Source organism: Paenibacillus sp. MCAF9 (genome assembly GCF_052114265.1).
Lineage (GTDB): Bacteria > Bacillota > Bacilli > Paenibacillales > Paenibacillaceae > Pristimantibacillus.
Window position 1 is genome coordinate 153,004 of the sequence record NZ_JBFREL010000011.1, and the last position, 20,517, is coordinate 173,520.

General features: G+C 46.1%; 6 protein-coding genes and 1 pseudogene. 6 read left to right on the top strand and 1 reads right to left on the bottom strand.

Annotated features, from left to right (window positions below):
- Positions 1 to 267: 267 nt before the first annotated feature.
- Complete coding sequence (locus AB4Z45_RS18855; protein ID WP_441910818.1) at positions 268 to 1,083, bottom strand: alpha/beta fold hydrolase; 816 nt, start codon at positions 1,081 to 1,083, stop codon at positions 268 to 270.
- Between the two features lie 118 nt (positions 1,084 to 1,201).
- Between AB4Z45_RS18855 and AB4Z45_RS18860 the strand changes: the two genes are divergently transcribed.
- The 6 genes and pseudogenes from AB4Z45_RS18860 to AB4Z45_RS18885 all read left to right on the top strand — a co-directional run.
- Positions 1,202 to 1,888, top strand: coding sequence for a M50 family metallopeptidase (locus AB4Z45_RS18860; RefSeq protein ID WP_441910820.1), 687 nt, complete (start codon positions 1,202 to 1,204; stop codon positions 1,886 to 1,888).
- Between the two features lie 22 nt (positions 1,889 to 1,910).
- Positions 1,911 to 2,729 (top strand): PPK2 family polyphosphate kinase, encoded by an 819-nt coding sequence (locus tag AB4Z45_RS18865; protein ID WP_441910822.1) that lies wholly within the window; start codon positions 1,911 to 1,913, stop codon positions 2,727 to 2,729.
- A 238-nt stretch (positions 2,730 to 2,967) separates the two neighbouring features.
- Positions 2,968 to 11,511, top strand: a complete 8,544-nt coding sequence (locus AB4Z45_RS18870) for a cadherin-like beta sandwich domain-containing protein (RefSeq protein ID WP_441910824.1) — start codon at positions 2,968 to 2,970, stop codon at positions 11,509 to 11,511.
- A 67-nt stretch (positions 11,512 to 11,578) separates the two neighbouring features.
- Positions 11,579 to 12,718, top strand: coding sequence for a response regulator (locus tag AB4Z45_RS18875; protein WP_441910826.1), 1,140 nt, complete (start codon positions 11,579 to 11,581; stop codon positions 12,716 to 12,718).
- A 32-nt stretch (positions 12,719 to 12,750) separates the two neighbouring features.
- The gene (locus tag AB4Z45_RS18880) at positions 12,751 to 15,870 is read left to right on the top strand and encodes an ATP-binding protein (RefSeq protein ID WP_441910828.1); all 3,120 of its coding nucleotides are present in this window, start codon (positions 12,751 to 12,753) and stop codon (positions 15,868 to 15,870) included.
- Between the two features lie 370 nt (positions 15,871 to 16,240).
- Positions 16,241 to 20,517, top strand: a pseudogene (locus AB4Z45_RS18885) (hypothetical protein); the annotation flags it as partial.

Consider the following 20,517-nt stretch of genomic DNA (forward strand, 5'->3'; position numbering starts at 1 on the left):
TGATGCAAATAGGTGTACAAATACCTCTAATTGAGCAGATTCGAAGAAAATTTGGTTAAATAAGTGCATTTCTGCGCTTAGATGAAGCTGCTGCAGGCGCTGCCGCAAGAGTCATCGTATGACAGGGGAACATCACCGTTTTCAAATGAAAGGACCTCAAAATCCACTGTATAGTGGAGCCAGAGGTCCTTTTATCGAAGAAAAAAAGTTCTACGTAGTGCTCAAAAAATCGGAAAATGACTTTTGAGCAGGCTCCTTTTCAGCTTTTTATTTCAAAAATTCGAGCAGCTCCTCATTGAATCTAGTTGGTTCATCGAACAGCATGCCATGGCCGCTTTGCTCGAACGTAACGAGCGTAGAGCCGTCAATGCCGCTAAGCAGCTGCTTGGCGAATTCTGGCGGACATATTTGATCCAGATTGCCTTGAAAAATCGTCGTCGCAGCTTTGATTTGCAGCATATCCTTCCGCAAGTCCTCATCGCGCAGCGACTCGAACGTATGGATTGACCCCCACGCGGATGCCTCTAAGCCGAGCAGCTGCAGCCAATCTTTGAATGGCTGGCTGATGGCGTTTGGCTCTTGATCGGCTAGAAATTTCTCGCCGAAATCACGGAGCAGCTGCGGACGGTCTTTTTTGATTGCAGCGATTTGATCATTCGCTTCCTCTTGTGTCATGCCATGCGGGTAATTTTCACGCTGCGTGAATGAGGGAGCTGCTGCGCCTAGAAGCGCGAGCTTGCGAATGCCGTAACCGCCATGGCGCGCCATATAGCGGACTGCAATGGCTCCTCCTACCGAGAAACCAACGAGATAGGCTTGATCCAGTTTCAAATAATCAATAACAGCCTTTACGTCATCTGCAAGCCGATCGTAGCTATAGCCAGCTGCGGGAGAACTGGATTTGCCGAAGCCGCGTTGATCGATCCCAATACAGCGATAACCTTGCTCGGATAGCAGAGTGAACTGAGCTTCAAACATTTTGTGGTTCAGCGGCCAGCCATGCAAGAAGATAACGGGGCTGCCGGAGCCTATATCCTCAACATAAAGTTTGACTTTTTTCTCAACCTCAATATAATGTCCCATCCTATCTCTCCTCTCGCGTCTATACTTTTACTTACCCGTATTAGCATCTTTTGAAAAATAAATCTTTTTCATACGTAAGAAGAGTTAGAATAGCGGTATATGACTTGGAGGCTAAAGCATGTTTTCTTGGTTGCGAATGACGGCTATTATTATCGTTACTGCTTTTTTAACTAGGTTCATTCCGTTCTCGGCTTTTTTTCAAAATGTGAATACATTAGTCCATGAGCTTGCCCATGCGCTTGCAGCTTTGCTGCTTAAGGGAAGCGTCTTGCATATTTATTTGTACGCTGACCAAAGCGGAGTGACTTATACCACGTACACGGACAGCTGGATGCTAATCCCGATTGCGCTTGCCGGCTATACGGGCTCAGCTTTGTTCTCGCTGCTGCTTTTCTTTCTATATGCAAAAGGAAAAGCTCGTTTTGGACTCGCGATCGTTGCGGTAGCAGCTGGCGTGGCGCTCGCGCTTTTTGTTCGAAATGATTACGGTATGGCTTGGAGCGCGGGTTTCCTAGCATTGACGGTACTTATTTATTTTGCTGCTCCTCGCTGGCTCAGAGACTTTTATTATTTGCTGATCGCTTTTATTTGTTTGGTGGAATCCATTATTAGTCCATTTGTGTTGCTTTATCTTGCGATTACGGAGCCTGCATCAGCTGGGGATGCGGCTGGTTTAAGCGACGTAACCGGTGTACCTGCCTTTGTGTGGTCCGCTTTATTCTGCTTATTCTCGCTCTGGTGTGCCAAAATATCGACCAGCTGCTTGTTTAGGAGAGGCGCTGGTGGGATACTAATAAGTAAATAAATACTGGAGAGGCTGTGAGCAAATGTCCAAAAGCTACAAACTGCCCGAGAAGAAAAAGGTGGATCTGAAGGACATCGATCCGAAGGATACGGGGCGCTTTTCGAATAAAGAAGAGGTCGTTCAGGCAGTGAAGGAGCTTGAGCTTGAGCTGCAGCAGCTGCAAGAAAAACTTGCCGCGAGCAAAGAGCATGCCGTGCTGTTTGTGTTTCAAGGCATGGATTGCAGCGGCAAGGATGGCGTAATCAAAAAAGTATTTGCCGGACTTCATCCGCAGGGCATTTCTGCCCATAGCTTTAAGACGCCAACAGAGGAGGAAGCGCGGCATGATTTCTTATGGAGAGCACATGTAGCCGTGCCTGCCCTTGGCCAGATAGCTGTATTTAACCGTTCGTACTATGAGGAAGTTTTGATCACGAGAATCCATGGTACGGTTAAGAGCGAGGAAGCGAAGGAGCGGTTTAAGCATATCAATCATTTTGAAGCTCTTTTATTAGGCAGCAGGGTGAAAGTGGTCAAAATCTTTTTGCACATATCGAAGCAGTTCCAACTGGAGAAGCTGATAAGCCGTATTGAAGATCCGAAAAAAAATTGGAAGTTCGACCCGTCCGACTTAAAGGAACGCAAGTCTTGGAAGCAGTACAGCGAGCTTTACGAGGAGCTGTTTGAAAAATGCAGCAAAGCGGCGCCATGGTATGTCGTCCCCTCCGATAATCGCTGGTATCGCAATTATGCGGTGCTTCGTATTGCGGTGGATGCGCTGCGGAGCCTTGATTTGAAGGATCCGGCAGCAAGGCCTGAGCTCCAGCCCTTCTTGGAGGAGCTTAAGAAAGAAGAAGCATAGCTTGCAGATGATTCATAATGAAAGGCAGTCCAACACATGGCTTCATGTGTTGGACTGCCTTTTTTGTGTTTATAGGATGTAGGTTGTCCTTTAATCCTCATGGAAGCAATCCTATTTATCTCGTCAAAGAGAGTGAGAAACATGTCGAAATATGTTTAGAACATGTCCAGAGCCAACTACTATAATGGTATTTATTGCTATATCAACGATGATAGAAGACTCAGGAGGGATTTTTTTTATGAGACATAGACCATTTGTCAGAGTAGTCAGCATGCTGCTCGCAGTGGTGCTGCTTACATCGATTTATCCTGTATATCCAAGCAGGTCGGGGCAGCAAATATTCGCTCAGGAATCAGCTGGCACAGAGATGGAAGAGCCAACGGTAACAAGCTCCTCCTACGATTTGGAGCCTTTGGCTGCTGCCGCAGCTGCTGATAAATTTTCCGATTATGAATGGGAGAAAATAGAATCGAACATTAAGCCTAGCCCGCGAATGGGGGCTGCTATGGCATTTGATGAAAAGAACGGAAAGGTCATTATGTTCGGGGGAGAAGGCACTTCCGGGCTGCTGAAGGATAACTTCCTGTGGGACGGCGAAACCAAGCAATGGCAAAAGCTCGCTGACTCGAGTGTGCCAAGTGGCCTTGTTGCCCGTAAAGGAGCGGCGATAACCTATGATCCTAACCTAGAGCGCGTCGTGATGTTCGGAGGCGAGGGTGCTTCAGGCGTTTTGAACGATATTTGGGTGTGGCATGGTGAGGTATTGCAGTGGAAACCATTGCTCATTCCAGCTCCGTCGGCACGTGCTGGCGCTCAGTTTGCCTATGATGGACAAAACCTGGTGCTATTCGGCGGTTATACGCTGTCTGGTTCTACTAAAAACAGATTAGCGGATACTTGGATTTTTAACGGAACGAGCTGGGAACAGCGGACGCCTGCCCAAAGCCCTCCGGCCACATATTCGGGCTCGATGGCTTATGACGGGCAGTATGCCGTGCTATATGGCGGTAATATTGGTGATGAAATTCGCGGAACAGCCTATCAAATCAATTCCAATACGCTATGGGCATGGGACGGAACGACTTGGAATGACAGCGCTCCAAAGGTTGAAGCGCAGGACTGGGGCCGCTGGGGGCAAGCGATGGCCTACGATGGACGGAGAGTCGTCTTCTACGGTGGAGAGTTCGATTGGATTAACCCGAGCAATAGTGCGGTTACGCCAAACAAAAAACGTCCTATCGCAAACTCGCAGGATGCTCAAGGGAAAAAAGCTGCTTTTGGCTGGGACGGAAGCGCTTGGTCGATATGGTCTGGTAATAGCAAAGGGCCGGGCGGCGGCATAGAGGGCGGTCCAGGCTCAGGCAGCTTTATGAGCATGGCGTATGATGGCTATAACTTTGTCGTATTCGGCGGAAACCATGAATGGGGAGGACTAACGAATGAGACGTTTACATTCGGCAATCCTTTGCCTACCTTGCCGATCGTAAGCATAACGGGTTTACCAACAATATTGATGGACAAGAACAACAAAGCGAATGATCTTGCAAGGTTCTCTGCTAATGTGAAAGGCAAGGCGCTCAGCGAAATTGGGATAGAATACCGTGAAGCGGGTCAAACCACATGGCAGAAGAAGGCGCATTTGTCGGCTGAGGCTGGTGCGGTCACCATTGATCTTAACGGCTTGAAGTGGCAGGTCGACTACGAAGCACGCGTGTATGCGACAAATGTTGTGGGGACGGCATACAGCGCAGTTTCAACGTTCAAGTTTTTTGAGGACCCGGCTATGGTGGTTCCAGACCTGCGTTATGACCGTGCTTCACCATCGGTGCTGCATACGAAGGATAAGAAGAGGCTGGTTGTCGTCGGAGAGGGCATCACCAATTTGTGGAGAAAGCCAGCTTCAAATATTCATTATTCACTCAAAAGCCAAGGCGGACAGTTGTATCCGTTGACGCCAAACGTTCGCAATGATCAGGAGCTAGAGCTGACTTGGACGGATGAATTGCCGGATGGCAAATATGATTTGGAGCTTAATCACGATTTTTACGATGATTTTGTTCTCTCAGGCGCTTTGCTTATTACTTCAACCGGCGTATATGAGCCGCGCGATTATAATGAAATTATCATTCCTAGTACAGATTCGGACAATGAAGATATTAGTCAAATGGCGATTAGAGGGCCGTTCACGGAGAATCCCTCGGAGCTTGGTATATTTAAGCTAAACAACATCAATCAAGTGGTCATGCTGAATGAATATATTAAATTTAAAGGAACGAGCCTGACGATTGATAAGACGGGTGTAGATACGTATGTAACGGGTGTCGGACGGCTTTATGTTGAAAAAGCTGGCATTATGTATACGTTGTTCCTTGGCTCATTTGAGTTTAATTCAGCCGAGTTCGTTATCGAGCTTGCTGGTGATATGCAATCTGATTATTTGAGCTTGAATTTGCCGATTACATTGAAGAAAATTACTTTTATAGCTGGCGGGGTAAGGCTCGGCGGGGATATTAAAGTAGATTTCAGCGCAGGAACGACCAAAATTAAAGGCGAATCGGAGATTGAAGCGTTAGAGTTCAAGCGCGAACGGTTCGATTTTGCGGGTAAATTCAGTATTGCAGGCGAGTTTGAGGCAGGTCCGCTAGAGGGTGCTGAGCTGAATTTCCGGCTTGATACACGCATTCCGCTCTATGGTGCGGGAGGCTCCTTTGATTTGCGCAAGCAGAAGGTTGGATTTGAAGCAGATATTCAGTTCAAACGCGGGAAGCTTGATGCGCTTAGCTTTGGCGTTCGCCGCAAAATCAAGCTTGGCTCGACGGGGGCACAGCTCACTCGTCTTGGCGGCGGGTTTTCAAATCTAGCGAGCCAGAGCGAAGTACCGTTTACGTTGAAAGCGTTTGGCGGCGCGTCAGATGTCATTGCGCCTGAGATCAAGGGCTACAATATGGTGAACGGCAACAATTTGAGCGTAGGATTATCGCGTTATCATTTTGAAGCATCCGGAGAGCTGGCTGTTTACTGGGTTCCGGTTGCAAATTTGGATTTTCTGACGATTTGGAACGCAGCGGGCTTTAAAGAGTACAGCAGCGCTGGCTTCCGATTGGATGCGAACCTGAATTTAGTAGATGTTGTGGTCGGTCAGCTGTTCGCGCAATATTTTGCAAACAGCGGCTACGCAGGTTTTGTTAGTGCACGCATAAAAATACCGAACTGGGTGTCGGTTATCGGCGGCAAAAGCTTTGGCGGCATTGATGTCGGCGTAAACAATCGTGAAATTTTTGGATCGGTTGGTTCAGGCTGGTTCGGTGGTTCTGCCAAATATATGTTTGCTCCGAACAGCTTCGACTTCAGCCTTGGCGCGAGCAAGGATATGAAGAGAGAAATTGAGAGAATGAAAAGAAATATGGTTAAGCCGCCGAGCGCTCGCTCGATGCCATTGCTAAGCAGCAGTGCTTTGCTCTTCACAAGCGCATTCGCGGATACTTCTTTTACACCTCTTACGAATCCTTTGCTCACAGAGGATAAAGGTTACATGCTGAAGCTTCAGAAGGATGTGCTGCAGCAGGGTGAGATAGGTGTAGATACGGCTGCAAGCGGACGTATTTTATTGGGACAGTTTACGGCTGCATTGCGTGAGAATTCACCGCAAGCCAGCTTTACGAAGCAGGATCAGATTCAATACACATTGCAGGCAGATCATAGCTTCAAAGCGCTGCTTGTGCTGGATGGCAAGCAGGAAGATCTTTCGATCATTCGTCCGGATGAAAGCGTGGCATCGCTCAAGTTCCCTGAGACGGAAAAGGCTGGTAATGGTGCTATTTCTGCCGTATATCGTGAAGATGAGGATAAAACGTATATCCGTTTGCAACTAACAGCGAATGAAGATTGGAAGCTTGCTGCATCGCAGTCGTTGCAAGTGGAATTGTACGAGCTTACATTCCTAAATGAATCGCTCAGTCTTACTGAGCTGGCAGCACGATGGGCGGCAGCGCCTGAATTGAAGCTGACAGCAATAGATATGATGGAGCGCGGCTTGAAGCTGGTAGAGCTTGACCAGCCTAAAGGCGCTGTGAAATTGTACAAGCCAGATGGCCGTGAATATGGTCTGGAATCAGATTCACTTAAATCAGGCTGGAATCATTATGTCGATCCACTAAGCGGCAAGCTTTACCTGTTGATCGATGTAGCTCAGCCGGGCGAATGGCTGCTTGAAGCAGGACAGAAAACGCCGGCTAAGGTATTTGCTCTTGGAGAGCATACGACGACTCGGGAGCTGAAAGACTGGATAACAAGCGGTGAGCTTCGTACTGAAGTCAACCTAAAAAGCGGTCAGACCTTGCTTGAAATCGATCAGGCGGATGAGACAGCCGTGCTGTATCGTCCAGATGGCTCGCCATATCCGCTGCAAGCGGATCGCAGCGAATCAAACTGGAATGCTTATTATGAGGCTGATAAACAAAAATGGACGATTTTGGTGCAAGCAGCGGAAGAGGAAGCGGGGCTTTGGACCGTTCGCGGCAAACAATTCGTGACCATACGTGCCTTCCGCAGTGATGAGCAATACGAAAGCTTAATTCCGTTTTTCTCAAATGGAACAGCAGAGTATACGACGAGTTTGCAAATCGATAAGCCAGGCCGATATATGTTTATGTTAACGGGTGGTTCTCGCAATACCCAAATTATTGCACCTGATAACAAAGCCATTCCGGTTGTTTTTGAGGACGAGAATGCCAAAAATTACAATGCGGTTCTGCAAGCAGCAGTTGCCAAGGAAGATGAGGAAGCGGATAAATACGGCGATATGACTTTTACCTCGAATCTGCCTTTTGTTGCAGATGCGGATATGCTTTATGTCGCTGCTGATATTGAACAAACAGGAAAATGGGAAATTCGCTCCTCCCTGCCTATTCAAGCAAGCATGTATGAGCTCGATCCTGTAACTGAAATTAGCGAATTTAGTGCAGTTCCAGAGACAGAAGGCACGAATCGCTTCAAAGTAAAATGGAACGTGGACCATGCCAAGCAGGGAACCAAAGTAAGCTTAATGGTAACCGATCAGTCCAATAAGGCAATCGGGCCGGTTATTTTGAAGGATCTTCCTGCATCAGGCATTCAAACGATTGACATTCCGGATGAATTTATGCCGGGTCAATACTGGTTGTCTATGGTGGCGGAAGGTGAAGAAATTGCACCGCTGTTTGCGGTAACGTCTGAGCCTGTACAGTTGACTGCTGAAGTCATGCTGCCTCAGCCGAAGCAGCTTGCGATTACTTCCACTGGAAACGGCGAGCTTACGCTGCGTTTTCCTTCCATTAAGGCCGAGGGACTAGAATATTACCAGTTGACGGTCAGCTATAAGGATGATGAAGGAAAAACTGTAACGGATACATTCGGTGCAGATCCTATGGCCGGAGATTGGCAGGACGTCATTATATCCGGGTACAAGCCGGAGCACAGCTACACCATCAATGCGATGGCGGTTGGCGAGCAAAATGGCAAAGTTGTTGTTAGTCCAGTGTCAGCAAATTTGGAGGCGTTCTTACCTAATCCGAAGCGGGCAAAGCTTAACGTTGCTTTTAATACTTTTGGTGCTAAGCAGAAAACAAGCACCTACAAAAGCTATGATGAGCAAGAGGAGATTATGGTTAACACAGCTGCGGAAAAGGTTAGTGTAGAGCTAACTAGTGATCAAGCAGCAAAGGTTAATCTTTACGTAAACGGGGAATTGTTGCAATCCAAGGATACCGAAGCTAATACGGTCGCTTCGTTCAATCTGAATGAATTGCTTCTAGGCAAAGAAACGAATGAGCCGCTAGAGCAGCTTGATTATACGATTGAAATTGAAGCGGTTAACGAGCGCGGCGATTACAGCTCTGATTATAGGAAATTGTACGTAGACCGTACGGAGCCATTCTTGTATGTAGCAGGCAAGCAGAACGAGGATTTTGTTCGTGAGCCTCTCAATGGGCAGGTTGTATATGGCAGCCGTATACCTATGGTTGGTCAAACGGAAATAGGCGCTTTGCTGACCGTTGACGGACGAGCTGTTCCAGTCAACGCAGAAGGGAAATTTAATTATTTTGCTCCGATTGTGTGGGATGAAACTGGCCTTCATACTGTAATCGTCGAAGTGGAAGATGAAGTCGGCAATCGAGTCGAATATCGATTTGATGTGGTGCAGGGAACAGAGACTGCGGAGCAGTCCAAGGTGAAGCCTTCTGATTTGGCAGCGCTAGAGCTGGACAAAGGTGTTCTATCACAACCATTCCATCCTGATCTGACGGGTAGATATGAGACGGTTGTAGAAGAAGGCAAGGTCCGATTATATGCTGTTGCTGCTGCAATAGATTCTATTGTAACAGTGAACAATGTGCCGTTGAACGCGGAGGGTTACGCAGAGCTTGAGGCTCCGATTGGCAATGGCGTAACTACAGCGCAGGTGAAGGTATCAGGAGCAGATACAAGTGAAAAGACATACGTCATTGAAGTGAGAAGCAAGCCGTCGGATGTCGCTGTTCTGAAGAGCCTCACGATGCGGGCAGGGACAGAGGAGCTGCTGACAGAACCAGCATTCAATGGTGCTGATACCGATTATAGCGTGTATGTCGAAAATAATACGAATGCGGTAAGCGTTGCGGCTGAGGCTTACAAGCAAGGATCTACGATCCGAGTAAATGGCGAGCTGCTTGGCGAAGCTGGAATTTCTGTGCCGGTACAGGTGGGAGAGACCCATGTAGCCATTCAGGTTATTGCGCCAAATGGACAAGAGAATAAAACCTATAACGTTAAGGTTATTCGTGCGAAGGACAGCAATGCACAATTGAAGGATCTAACGGTAAGCGGTGGAGTGCTAACGAGAGATTTTGCAGGAAATGAGATGGATTACCAGATCATAGCGCCTTCTGATTCTGCGGCTCTAAGTTTCGCTGTAGAAGCAGCTAGTCCGAGTGCAGTCATTCGTATAGCAGATGGTGGAATTGAGCTCGGCAGCGGAGGAACGCATGTGGTTCCTTTGCGCAGTGGAATCCAACCTGTTCAACTGGATGTAACAGCAGAGGATGGTACTGTTGCGACTTACAAGCTTGCTGTTATCAAGCAGTCAGCTTCTGCAGCAGCAGCGCCATCGTTAACTGAGCTTTCTATCGCTGGATTAGACTTGCTGCCGGCATTCTCTGCGAGCAGGCTAAGTTATAAGCTGAAGTCAGAGATAGAGGACGCGAATGTGTCTGTGCTTGCCAACATCTCAAATTCTGATGCTATTTTGACCATAAATGGTAAGCCAGCCGAGAAAGGCGTGCATCAGACTGTAAGTTTAAAGGTGGGGACAAATCTAATTGTGATTGGAGTCGAGTCTGCTGACCGCAGCAGCTCAAGGCAATATTCGATTGAAATCGTTCGGAAAACAACGTATGCAACACCGGATCGATTAGCGACTGTCGCATCTGGGGATTCAAATGCTGCAATAGCAAATGTAACCATTACTAGAACGGTTGCTAGAGATGGCAGCAAAATAGATACGGTTAATATTCCGCTTGCTAAGGCGGAGGAAATTGTTTCACAGATGAAATTGCAGAAGCAGAATGCGGCTCGCATCGTTATTACGAATCTACTTAATAATCCGAGCGATGAGATTAAGCTGAATGTTCCGTCAAAAGCAGTTGCTGCATTAGCCGAGAGCGGAATTAGTCTTGTCATCTCAACGCCAACAGCAGAATTGACGTTATCGCGAGAGACGATTCATCATATCAAGGAAGCGGGTATTGAGCTTTATCTCCGCTTTGTACCGATTCGCGATCAAGCGAAGCAACAGCAAATTCATGACAGGATGCTTGGCGAAGCGAACCTCAAGAAACAGCTAGGTGGCAGGGATGCTGAACTGCTAGGCCAACCTACTGCAATTGAAACGAACTATAAGGATAGTGTTACTCGCATCGTACTGCCGATAGCTGGTCTTGAGACTGCAAAGGACAGTGCAGCTGCGAAGGAGCTTGAGGCTCAATTAGCGGTTTACATTGAGCACAGCGATGGAGAAAAGGTGCTCCAGTCAGGAAGACTGCAATATGATACCAAAGGAATCGTGAACGGTATGGCATTTGATGTTGCTAAATTCAGCAATTTTGCTGTCGTTAAGCTTACGAAGGACAAACTTTATGAGCCTTATGTAACGGGGTATCCGGATGGAACCTTCCGTCCAAGTAAAACGATTACTCGTGCGGAGCTTGCAGTCATACTTGCCAAAGAGCTTAAGAAAAACGCCAGCCTGCTGGAAGAAACGGCGCCTAATGCTAATGAAACAGAGCTGCCTGCGTTTAGTGATGTCGTTTCCGATCACTGGGCAAAAGAAGCGATTACGCTGCTCAGAAATCATGGTATTATGAATGGTGACGAGCAAGGCAAATTTAGACCGGGCGACGGAGTCTCTCGTTCAGAGATAGCGGTTATCGCGGCTCGTTGGAACAAGCTGTCCCTAAGCGGTACTGCCAAGGCGGATTTTACAGACTTAACGGGACACTGGGCAACAAATGAAGTTGCTGCTGTTGCAGAGGCAGGGTTTATGAAGGGATATCCGGATCATACTTTCCGTCCGAATGGTTTGCTGCTTCGCGGAGAAGCTGTTCGTGCACTCAACGCAATCTTCAACCGTCCAGTGCCGCAGGAAACTGTCAGCTCTAGCTGGCCGGATGTCGCGCCAAAACACTGGGCTATGTTAGATATTGAAGCCGCTTCTAGATATGTGCAGAAGCTGCCAGATGGACAAGTTCGAGTCGTAAAAACGAAGTAAAACTAAGACATATCGATATCAGAAGGCTCACTGAAAAATAACAATGGAAGGAGGAGGGCATGGATCAATGCTAAAGGTAATATTAGTGGATGATGAGGAGCCGGCATTGATACATTTGGAACGATTGCTGAGGGCAGATGGCCGGGTTCAAGTTGTGGGCAAGTATACCTCTGCTATGGAGGGACTTGACCACCTTGCTCGCAGTTATGCCGATATCGCGTTTCTTGATATCGGCATGCCCGAGATGAACGGCCTTGAAGCAGCTGAACGTATACAGGAGTTGTACCCTGCAATACGTATCGTTTATGTAACCGCCTATTCAGCGTATGCTGTTGAAGCATTTGAGCTGCATGCGCTGGATTATTTATTGAAGCCGGTCGATTCTGCGAGAATTGGAAAAACGATAGATCGTATTGAGGAATATGCGAAGCTTTTGAACAATCAAGCACAAAGCTTCGAAGCTCTAGCAGAACGAAATGAGCTTTCAGTGCGATGCTTTAAACGGCTTGAGCTTGTAGGCGGGGCTGCTTTAAACGGCAAGGTGAAGTGGCGAACGAAAAAAGCGCAGGAGCTCTTTGCTTATTTCCTTCATTTGGAGGGTGCTTGGGTTACGAGAGAGCGGCTTATTGAAACGCTTTGGCGAGAGTATGAGCTGGACAAGGCGGTTACCTATCTTCATCATTCCGTTTCACGTATTAGATGGCTACTGCGTGAGTGGGGAGTTTCTTTCACAGTTGAGTATCAAGGCGAGAGCTACCGACTCGCGTATGCTGCCATTCGTACTGATGTAGCTGAGTTTGAGGAGACAGTAGCTGAGCTCCCATATCAGTTTCAGGATAATTGGAGTCGGTATGAGCATGCGATTTCTCTTTATAAAGGCGATTATTTGGAGGATCATAATTATGCGTGGGCAGAGACCAGAAGAATAAATTTGCAGCATCGTTATTTTCGGCTGGTTAGCAGCATGGCAAGATATGAGCTGGAGGAAGGCCGTGCTCAGTCGGCTATCCAGAGACTGACGACTGCTCAGATCAGCTTCCCATACTCAGATGAAATTTGCAGATTGCTTCTTGCAGGTTATGCTCAGATAGGGGATACAGAATCGCTTAACCGCTGCTACGAAACCTATGCGCAATTATTATTGCAGGAGCTAGGAGTCATTCCTGAGAGGCAAACGACGGATTTATATCATCAATTATCCCAGTAAGACGTGAATTTAGGCAAGGAGGCAACGATGGGATGAGAAAGCAATGGTGGACGATAGTTGTATTTTTCCTTATCGTTGTAGCTTTTCCGGTAAACGAGTTTTTTTATAATCAATCCATTGAGAAGAGTGCACCTCATTCAAGCGCTGGCACGTTGGATTTACGGGAATGGAATTTCGAATCAGAAGGACTTGTCGCGCTGAATGGTCAATGGGAATTTTATCGTGGACAGCTGCTGCTGCCAGAGCAATTCGCAGATCCAGCTGTTTCTCCTTATCAGAGGCCTGAACTAACAGGCCTCTTTCCTGTGCCAACGGAGTGGAACAGCTATATAGCGGAGGACGGCAACCCGCAGGGAGCAGGATTCGGTACTTATAGGCTGAGAGTGGAGTTAAACAACACAGCAGAAACGCATTTCGGAATTCGAACGACTAATATCCGCATGGCTAACCGGATATTTATAAATGGACAGGAAGTGGGAGCAAGCGGAGTACCGGGAGTCTCAGATAAAGAAGATATCGCATCGAATATCCCTTATGTTGGATTTGTATCCGTAGATAGATCCTATGTTGAAATTATCGTACAAGTATCCAATTTCAACTATGCTTCGGGCGGCATCATCTATCCGATTTGGTTTGGCTATGAGGCTGATATTCGCAAGAGCCGCGACATCGCGTTGTTTGGTGAATTTATGAACATCAGCGGGTTTGCATTGTTCTCTATGTTTTTCCTTCTTTTGTTCTACATGCGCAGAAAAGAGCGCTCGTTGCTTTACTTGGCATTATTTTGTTTAGCGCTGCTGCTCTATGTATGTACTCATGGCGAGAAGCTGATTGCACTGGCCTTGCCTCAGCTTAGCTACGATTGGATCATGAAGCTGCAGAACATATCTTCAGCATTCGGTTATTATTTTTTATTGCAATATGTGAACGTGTCGGTACCAAGAGCTGTTAACAAGCTTGTGTGGCGGGCAAGCAATATTGCAACGATTATCGTCATTATTGCAGCATTCATGCTGCCGACGATGCTTTATTCACAGTGGTTTTTGAAGGGAATAGGCCTTTCAGTATTTACTTTTGGAGTTGTGCTTTACACCCTTGTCAAAGGTGTTATGCGCCGATCGCGGGACGCTTATTTTTTGCTTTTGAGTGCAATAACCATTTTGGTATTTATAATCGTCAGTGTCATGCAAGTATTTGGCCTATTGGAAAATCATTTTTTCATCTCGTTTGAGCTGCTTATCTTGGTCATTGTTCAAGTAATCATGCTAGCTCGACGTTTCTCTCATACCTTTAATGAGGTGGAAGAGCTCTCTCGCAAGCTGTTGAACTTGGACGAATTAAAGGATGAATTTATGGCGAATACGTCGCATGAGCTTCGAACGCCGCTGCATGGTATTGTAAATATCGCTGAGTCCTTGCTTGAGGGTGTAGCGGGGACGCCAAACACCGATCAGGCTAGACAGCTTTCTATGATTGTATCGACAGGTAGAAGATTGAATTATCTGATTCATGATATTTTAGACTTTTCCACCTTGCGAAACGGACAGCTTACACTGAATCGGCAAGCTGTTGATTTATCAGCGGCAGCGCAATCCGTAGTCGAGGTCATTGGGCATTTAGCCGATAAAAAAGGGGTAAGCCTGACGCAGGAATGGCCGCAGCAGATGCCGCTGCTTGATACTGATGAGGAGCGTCTGCGTCAAATTCTATTTAATTTGCTTGGCAATGCGGTGAAATTTACGCATAAGGGTGAAATTCGGATCTATGCGGAAGTTGTGGATTCATGGGTGAAAATCAGCGTTACAGATACTGGAATCGGTATCGCGGCGGATCGTTTGGATGACATTTTCAAGGCGTTTAATAGCGTTTCCACTGTGGATCTACAATCGGGCTATAGCGGCACCGGTATCGGGTTGAACATTACGAAGAGACTCGTGGAACTTAATGGCGGGTATATCGAAGCAAATTCACAGCTAGGTATAGGTTCAACGTTTTCATTTACACTTCCTTCAGCTGCGCTGTCTGCTATTTCTGAGGTTGCTGCTGGTAAAAGCGGCAGAGCAGCGATTCAACCGGCATTAGCGCTCAATAAAACATTCCAAGCAGCGATGAATGGGAATGAAATAATAGAAGATACACATCCATTCACTGTGTTAGTGGTAGATGATGATCCCGTAAACTTACAAGTATTAATAAATGTATTGTCTATGGAAAATTACACAGTCATTGCGGTTGACAGCGGCGCTGAAGCGCTGGAGGTACTGTCCAGCGACCGACGAATTGATCTCGTGATAACAGACTGGATGATGCCAGCGATGTCTGGACTAGAGCTTTGCCGTAGGATCAGGGAACGATACTCTTTGTCTGAACTGCCTGTACTTATGCTCACCGCAAGAAAATTGGCAGGCGATATTCAAACGGGCTTTAGTGCTGGAATCAATGATTTTTTAACAAAACCAGTTGACGGTATTGTGCTGCGTGCTCGCGTACGAACATTGCTTGAGCTTAGACAGTCTGTTCAAGCGGCTATTCGATCGGAGCTGGCTTTTCTGCAGGCACAAATTAAACCTCATTTTTTGTACAATGCACTCAATACGATTATTTCGATATGTCCTGATGACCCAGATAAGGCTACAGAACTATTATTGAATTTAAGCCGATATTTACGCAGCAGCTTCGATTTCCAGAATCGACAGCAGATCGTCAGCTTGGAGAAGGAGCTTGAGCTTGTTCAGTCTTATGTCAAATTAGAGCAAGCGCGGTTTGGCAAACGATTGAATGTTGTGTACGAAGTGGATAAACAGCTGCGAGGATTTATTCCGCCGCTCAGCATTCAGCCGATTGTAGAAAATGCAGTTAGGCATGGTGTCATGCAAAAGGCTGCTGGGGGCAAGATCGTATTACGTATTCAAGAGGCAGAGGAGAAGCTGATTATTTCAGTCTCGGATAATGGAGTTGGCATTAAGCAAAGTGATCTTAGTACGCTATTGCTTGGGCAACGGCAGTTGTCAGGCGTTGGCTTAACCAATATTCACCGCAGACTGCTCTCTTTGTACGGAAATGGTCTTGGTATTTCAAGCGAAGCAGGAGAAGGAACGACGGTGACCTTTGAGGTTCCGCAGATACAAATAGATATGAGCAAGACTTCGTAAAGTTTGAATGAATCGATAAGAGAGAAGCGCTTAGGTGAGTAAGAGTTTGAACCTAAGTGCTTTTTTTCTTGAAAAAAAATGCTTGGAGAAAACATCAGATTATTGATTGATTTTGTATGAAATAAAACGACATTTTATGTCGAAAAAAAGAGGATTTTATTCTATATTGTCGAATATCAAATCAGTTATAACACTGACATTTTTTGGTGAAAGGAAGGTTGGGAGGGAATTTCAACTGGATAGCATTTCATAGAAACGAGTCGGAAGTTCAGTTCATTTACTAGAAAGGAGAATGCTAGACATTTTTTTAGTTGAGTAGCAGCTGTATCAAAAGACACATCTTGTAAAATTCTAATTTGGAGTTGAATTTATGTATAAGCGTATTCGTTTTTTTCGTGCTCCTTTGCTCGTTATTCTTAGTTTTCTCGTCGTTTTTTCTCAAATCGGATGGTTCTCATCAACAACATATGGAGCCGGTTCGAGCTGGAATACATTAAATAATCCTATCAACAATACGAGCAACCAGTTTTTAGGAATGGGCTATGGCAATGGCGTTTATGTTGCAGTAGGAAGTAACGGTCTGATTGCTACATCTTCGGATGCTGCAAAGTGGACAACAAGAAGTACGAATAGTACTCAAAACTTAAATGAAGTGGATTATGGAAACAACGTCTATGTTGCAGCTGGTGCAGGAGGTACGATTTTATATTCTACTGATGCTGTTACATGGAATACAGCAGCATCCAACACGTCGAATCAGTTATTTTCTGTGAAATTTTTAAATGGTTCATTTTGGGCAGTTGGAGCATCCGGCATTATTTTGAAATCAAGTGATGGGCAGTCGTGGACATCCATTGCTTCTGGGATTTCCAACGATTTGTACAACATCTCCTATGGAAACAGTAAGTATGTCTTAGGCGATGCAAACGGTAAAATTTATTATTCGGCCACTGGAAATCCATCAACATGGAGCGGTGGACAGCAGCTTAACAGTACATATTATAGTTCAATAAACTTTATAGGATTTTTAAATAATCATTTCTACGCTTTTGATTCCAGTCCAATACTTGCAAGCTACAGATCTTCAGATGCCATTACCTGGACAAGTACTCCTTTAGCTTGGCAGGCTTTTGCAGGTGCATATGGCAATGGCGTGTATGTTCTGTATAGCAATGCGAATACAGCCTTTACTTCTACGGATGGGGTGAGCTGGACTGAACGGACAACAAACTATGGAAACACGATGCAGGCTATTACATTTGGCAATGGAAAATTTGTCGCTGCAGGCAACAGCGGCTCTATCATGTATTCGCTTGATGGTATCGAATGGACAACAGTAACACCAAACATCACAGATACGGTCTATAACAATGGTCTTTATGTTGCTGTAGGCTATAACAATTCGGCTACGATTGGCGGCACCATTTTTACTTCCACTGATCGAGTGAATTGGACAAGCCGGATAACGCCAACTGCAAATGGATTTTCAAGTATTGCATACGGCAACGGCACTTATGTAGCAGTTGGTTCGGGCGGTACGATCTATGTATCAAGTAATGCAACCAATTGGAATTTGGCAGCTTCTAATACGACAAGCAACTTACAAGGTGTCCAATTTGTAAATAATCGGTTTATTGCTTTAGGAAACAGCGGAACGATTTTAAAATCTAGCGACGGAACGGCATGGACACCAGCTGCAATTACTGGAGGTCCGGCTATCACGACTGTTCTCTACTCTGTTGCTTATGGGAATGGAACATATGTTGCTGTAGGTCAAGGATCAAGAATGGCATATTCATCAGATGGATTGAATTGGACTGCTTCCTCTTTAACAGGTTCATCCTTCATTTTCAGAAACGTTGTTTATGCAAATAATTTATTTGTTGCTGTGGGAGCCAGTGGTAAAATATTTACCTCGTCAGATGGCACCAGCTCGAACTGGACTAGTCAAGATAGTACAGCTACTGGTCTCTTAACAGGGATCGCATACGGAGCGGGACAGTTTATGGTTTCAGGTATTGGAGGGAAAATTGTATCTTCTCCGGATGGAGCAAGCTGGACTTCAGAAGCAACTAATGTAGCAGCTTTTCTTACAAATGTGGTTTATGACGGCAGTCGGTTTCTTTCACTTGGATATAATTTCACGACTATAGAGGCTGCTGCCGTAGTTTCTTCACCACCTTTAATTAATGGAAATCCTAGCAATGTAACGATTAATGAAGGCGGGAACGCTAGCTTCACGGTTGTTGCGTCTAATACAAACTCTTATCAATGGCAGGTAAATACGGGTGCGGGATTTTCAAATATTGTTAATAGTTCAACGTATAGTGGAGCGACTGCGTCAACGTTAACTATAACGGGTGCGACAGTAGGAATGAATGGATACCAGTATCGAGTCATCGCTACGGGCAGCACAGCGCCTTCGGCAATCTCGAATAGTGCGACGTTAACGGTAAAAGCACCATCGATTGCTTCGACTATTATGTTTAAATCGAATGCTGGTATTGCTGGCAACGCAACCGTTGTGTCAGATGGGCAGGGCGGATCAGATGATATACCGGGCTTTTCGCTAGATTTTTCGGCCAAGGCTGCTGTAACCCTAAATAAAGATTTAGTTCTAACTTATGAAATTCCTTATCCGGATACAATTGGTGCAAGTGGACTATCTGCTGGTTATGCAGATAGTGAATCCCAAAGTATATGGACGATTAAGAGTCACAATTCGTCTCAAAACTTCTCTTTAGAATCGATTACTTTAATCGATTCGGGCAATAAAGATGTCAAAATTGGTGCTTTTAATGATGGTGTTCAGGTTGGAGAATGGGTTGATTTAACGATTAGTGTTGATCCATGGATGTTTACGTTCGATCAATCAAATGGATTAACCATTTCATTTGACAATATTGATGAAATTCGAATAATTCCTCAAGATTCAGAAATGTGGATTTCAATTAATAACGTTCAAATTGGTGATCCTGTATCAACGCCAGCTCCTTCGATTACAAGCAATCCAAGCAATGCAACGATCAATGAGGGGGACAACGCTACCTTCACGGTTGCTGCATCTAATGCGAGCTCGTATCAATGGAAGGTGAATGATGGTGCAGGATTCACAAATATTAGTAACAATTCAGTTTACGCTGGAGCAACAACAGCAACTTTGGTTATAAAAGGCGCAACAGCAGGAATGAGCGGATACCAGTATCGCGTAGTCGCTTCGGGTAGTACTACGCCTGCGGCAATCTCGAATAGTGCAGCGTTGACAGTAATTCCTATGAATGTACCTTTGGCAGACTTTGCAAATACGAGCAAGACTGGAACATCGGCGACATTTACATGGAGCGCAGCGACAGGTGCAACCGGCTTGAAAATTGAGCAATCCCCCGCAGGAGCAAATACATGGACAACAGCGGCAACAGGAGCGCTTGCGACCAATGCAACAACAGCGACAGTAACAGGCTTGTCCGCTGCAACGGGATATGACTTCCGCCTAGTTGTAACTGGCGGAGCGAATGCTGGCAACTCGAATGTGGTGAATGTGACTACTAATTCAGTTGCGTTGATAGACTTTGCTAGTACGAGCAAGACCGGAACATCGGCGACATTTACATGGAGCGTAGCAGCGGGCGCAACCGGCTTGAAGATTGAGCAATCACCAACAGGTGCAAACACGTGGACAACAGCGACAACAGGTGCTCTTTCCACGAATGCAACAACAGCATCGGTAACAGGTTTGTCCGCTGCAACGGGATATGATTTCCGACTTGTAGTAACTGGCGGAGCGAATGCAGGCGACTCAAACGTAGTAACGGTGACGACAAATCCAATCGCACTAACAGACTTCGCGGGTGCAAGCAAAACGGGAACAAGCGCAACATTCACATGGAGCGCAGCAACAAATGCAACAAACATTAAAGTGGAACAATCACTAACAGGTACAAACACGTGGACAACCGCGACAACTGGTGCTCTTTCCACAAATGCAACAACAACAACAGTAACAGGCTTGTCGGCAGCGACAGGCTACGACTTCCGCCTAGTTGTAACAGGTGGAGCAAATGCAGGCGACTCAAACGTAGTAACGGTGACGACTAACCCGATCGTACTAACAGACTTCGCAAGTGCAAGCAAAACGGGAACAAGCGCAACGTTCATTTGGAGCGCAGCAACGGGCGCAACAAACATTAAAGTAGAGCAATCACCAACAGGTGCAAATACGTGGACAACAGCGACAACTGGCGCTCTTTCCACGAATGCAACAACAGCAACGGTAACAGGCTTATCGGCAGCGACAGGTTATGACTTCCGCCTAGTTGTTACAGGCGGAGCAAATGCAGGCGACTCTAACGTAGTAACGGTGACGACAAATCCAATCGCACTAACAGAYTTCACRAGTGCAAGCAAAACGGGAACGAGCGCAACGTTCACATGGAGCGCAGCAACAGGCGCAACCGGTTTGAAAATTGAGCAATCACCAACAGGTGCAAACACGTGGACAACAGCGACAACTGGAACGCTTGCCACAAATGCAACAACAGCAACGGTAACAGGCTTATCGGCAGCGACAGGTTATGATTTCCGCCTAGTTGTAACAGGCGGAGCAAATGCTGGCGACTCTAACGTAGTAACGGTGACGACAAACCCGAT

Coding starts and splice junctions, on each gene's coding strand:
- AB4Z45_RS18855 (WP_441910818.1), bottom strand. CDS start 1,083: ATGGGACATTATATTGAGGTTGAGAAAAAAGTCAAACTTTATGTTGAG.
- AB4Z45_RS18870 (WP_441910824.1), top strand. CDS start 2,968: ATGAGACATAGACCATTTGTCAGAGTAGTCAGCATGCTGCTCGCAGTG.
- AB4Z45_RS18865 (WP_441910822.1), top strand. CDS start 1,911: ATGTCCAAAAGCTACAAACTGCCCGAGAAGAAAAAGGTGGATCTGAAG.
- AB4Z45_RS18875 (WP_441910826.1), top strand. CDS start 11,579: ATGCTAAAGGTAATATTAGTGGATGATGAGGAGCCGGCATTGATACAT.
- AB4Z45_RS18860 (WP_441910820.1), top strand. CDS start 1,202: ATGTTTTCTTGGTTGCGAATGACGGCTATTATTATCGTTACTGCTTTT.
- AB4Z45_RS18880 (WP_441910828.1), top strand. CDS start 12,751: ATGAGAAAGCAATGGTGGACGATAGTTGTATTTTTCCTTATCGTTGTA.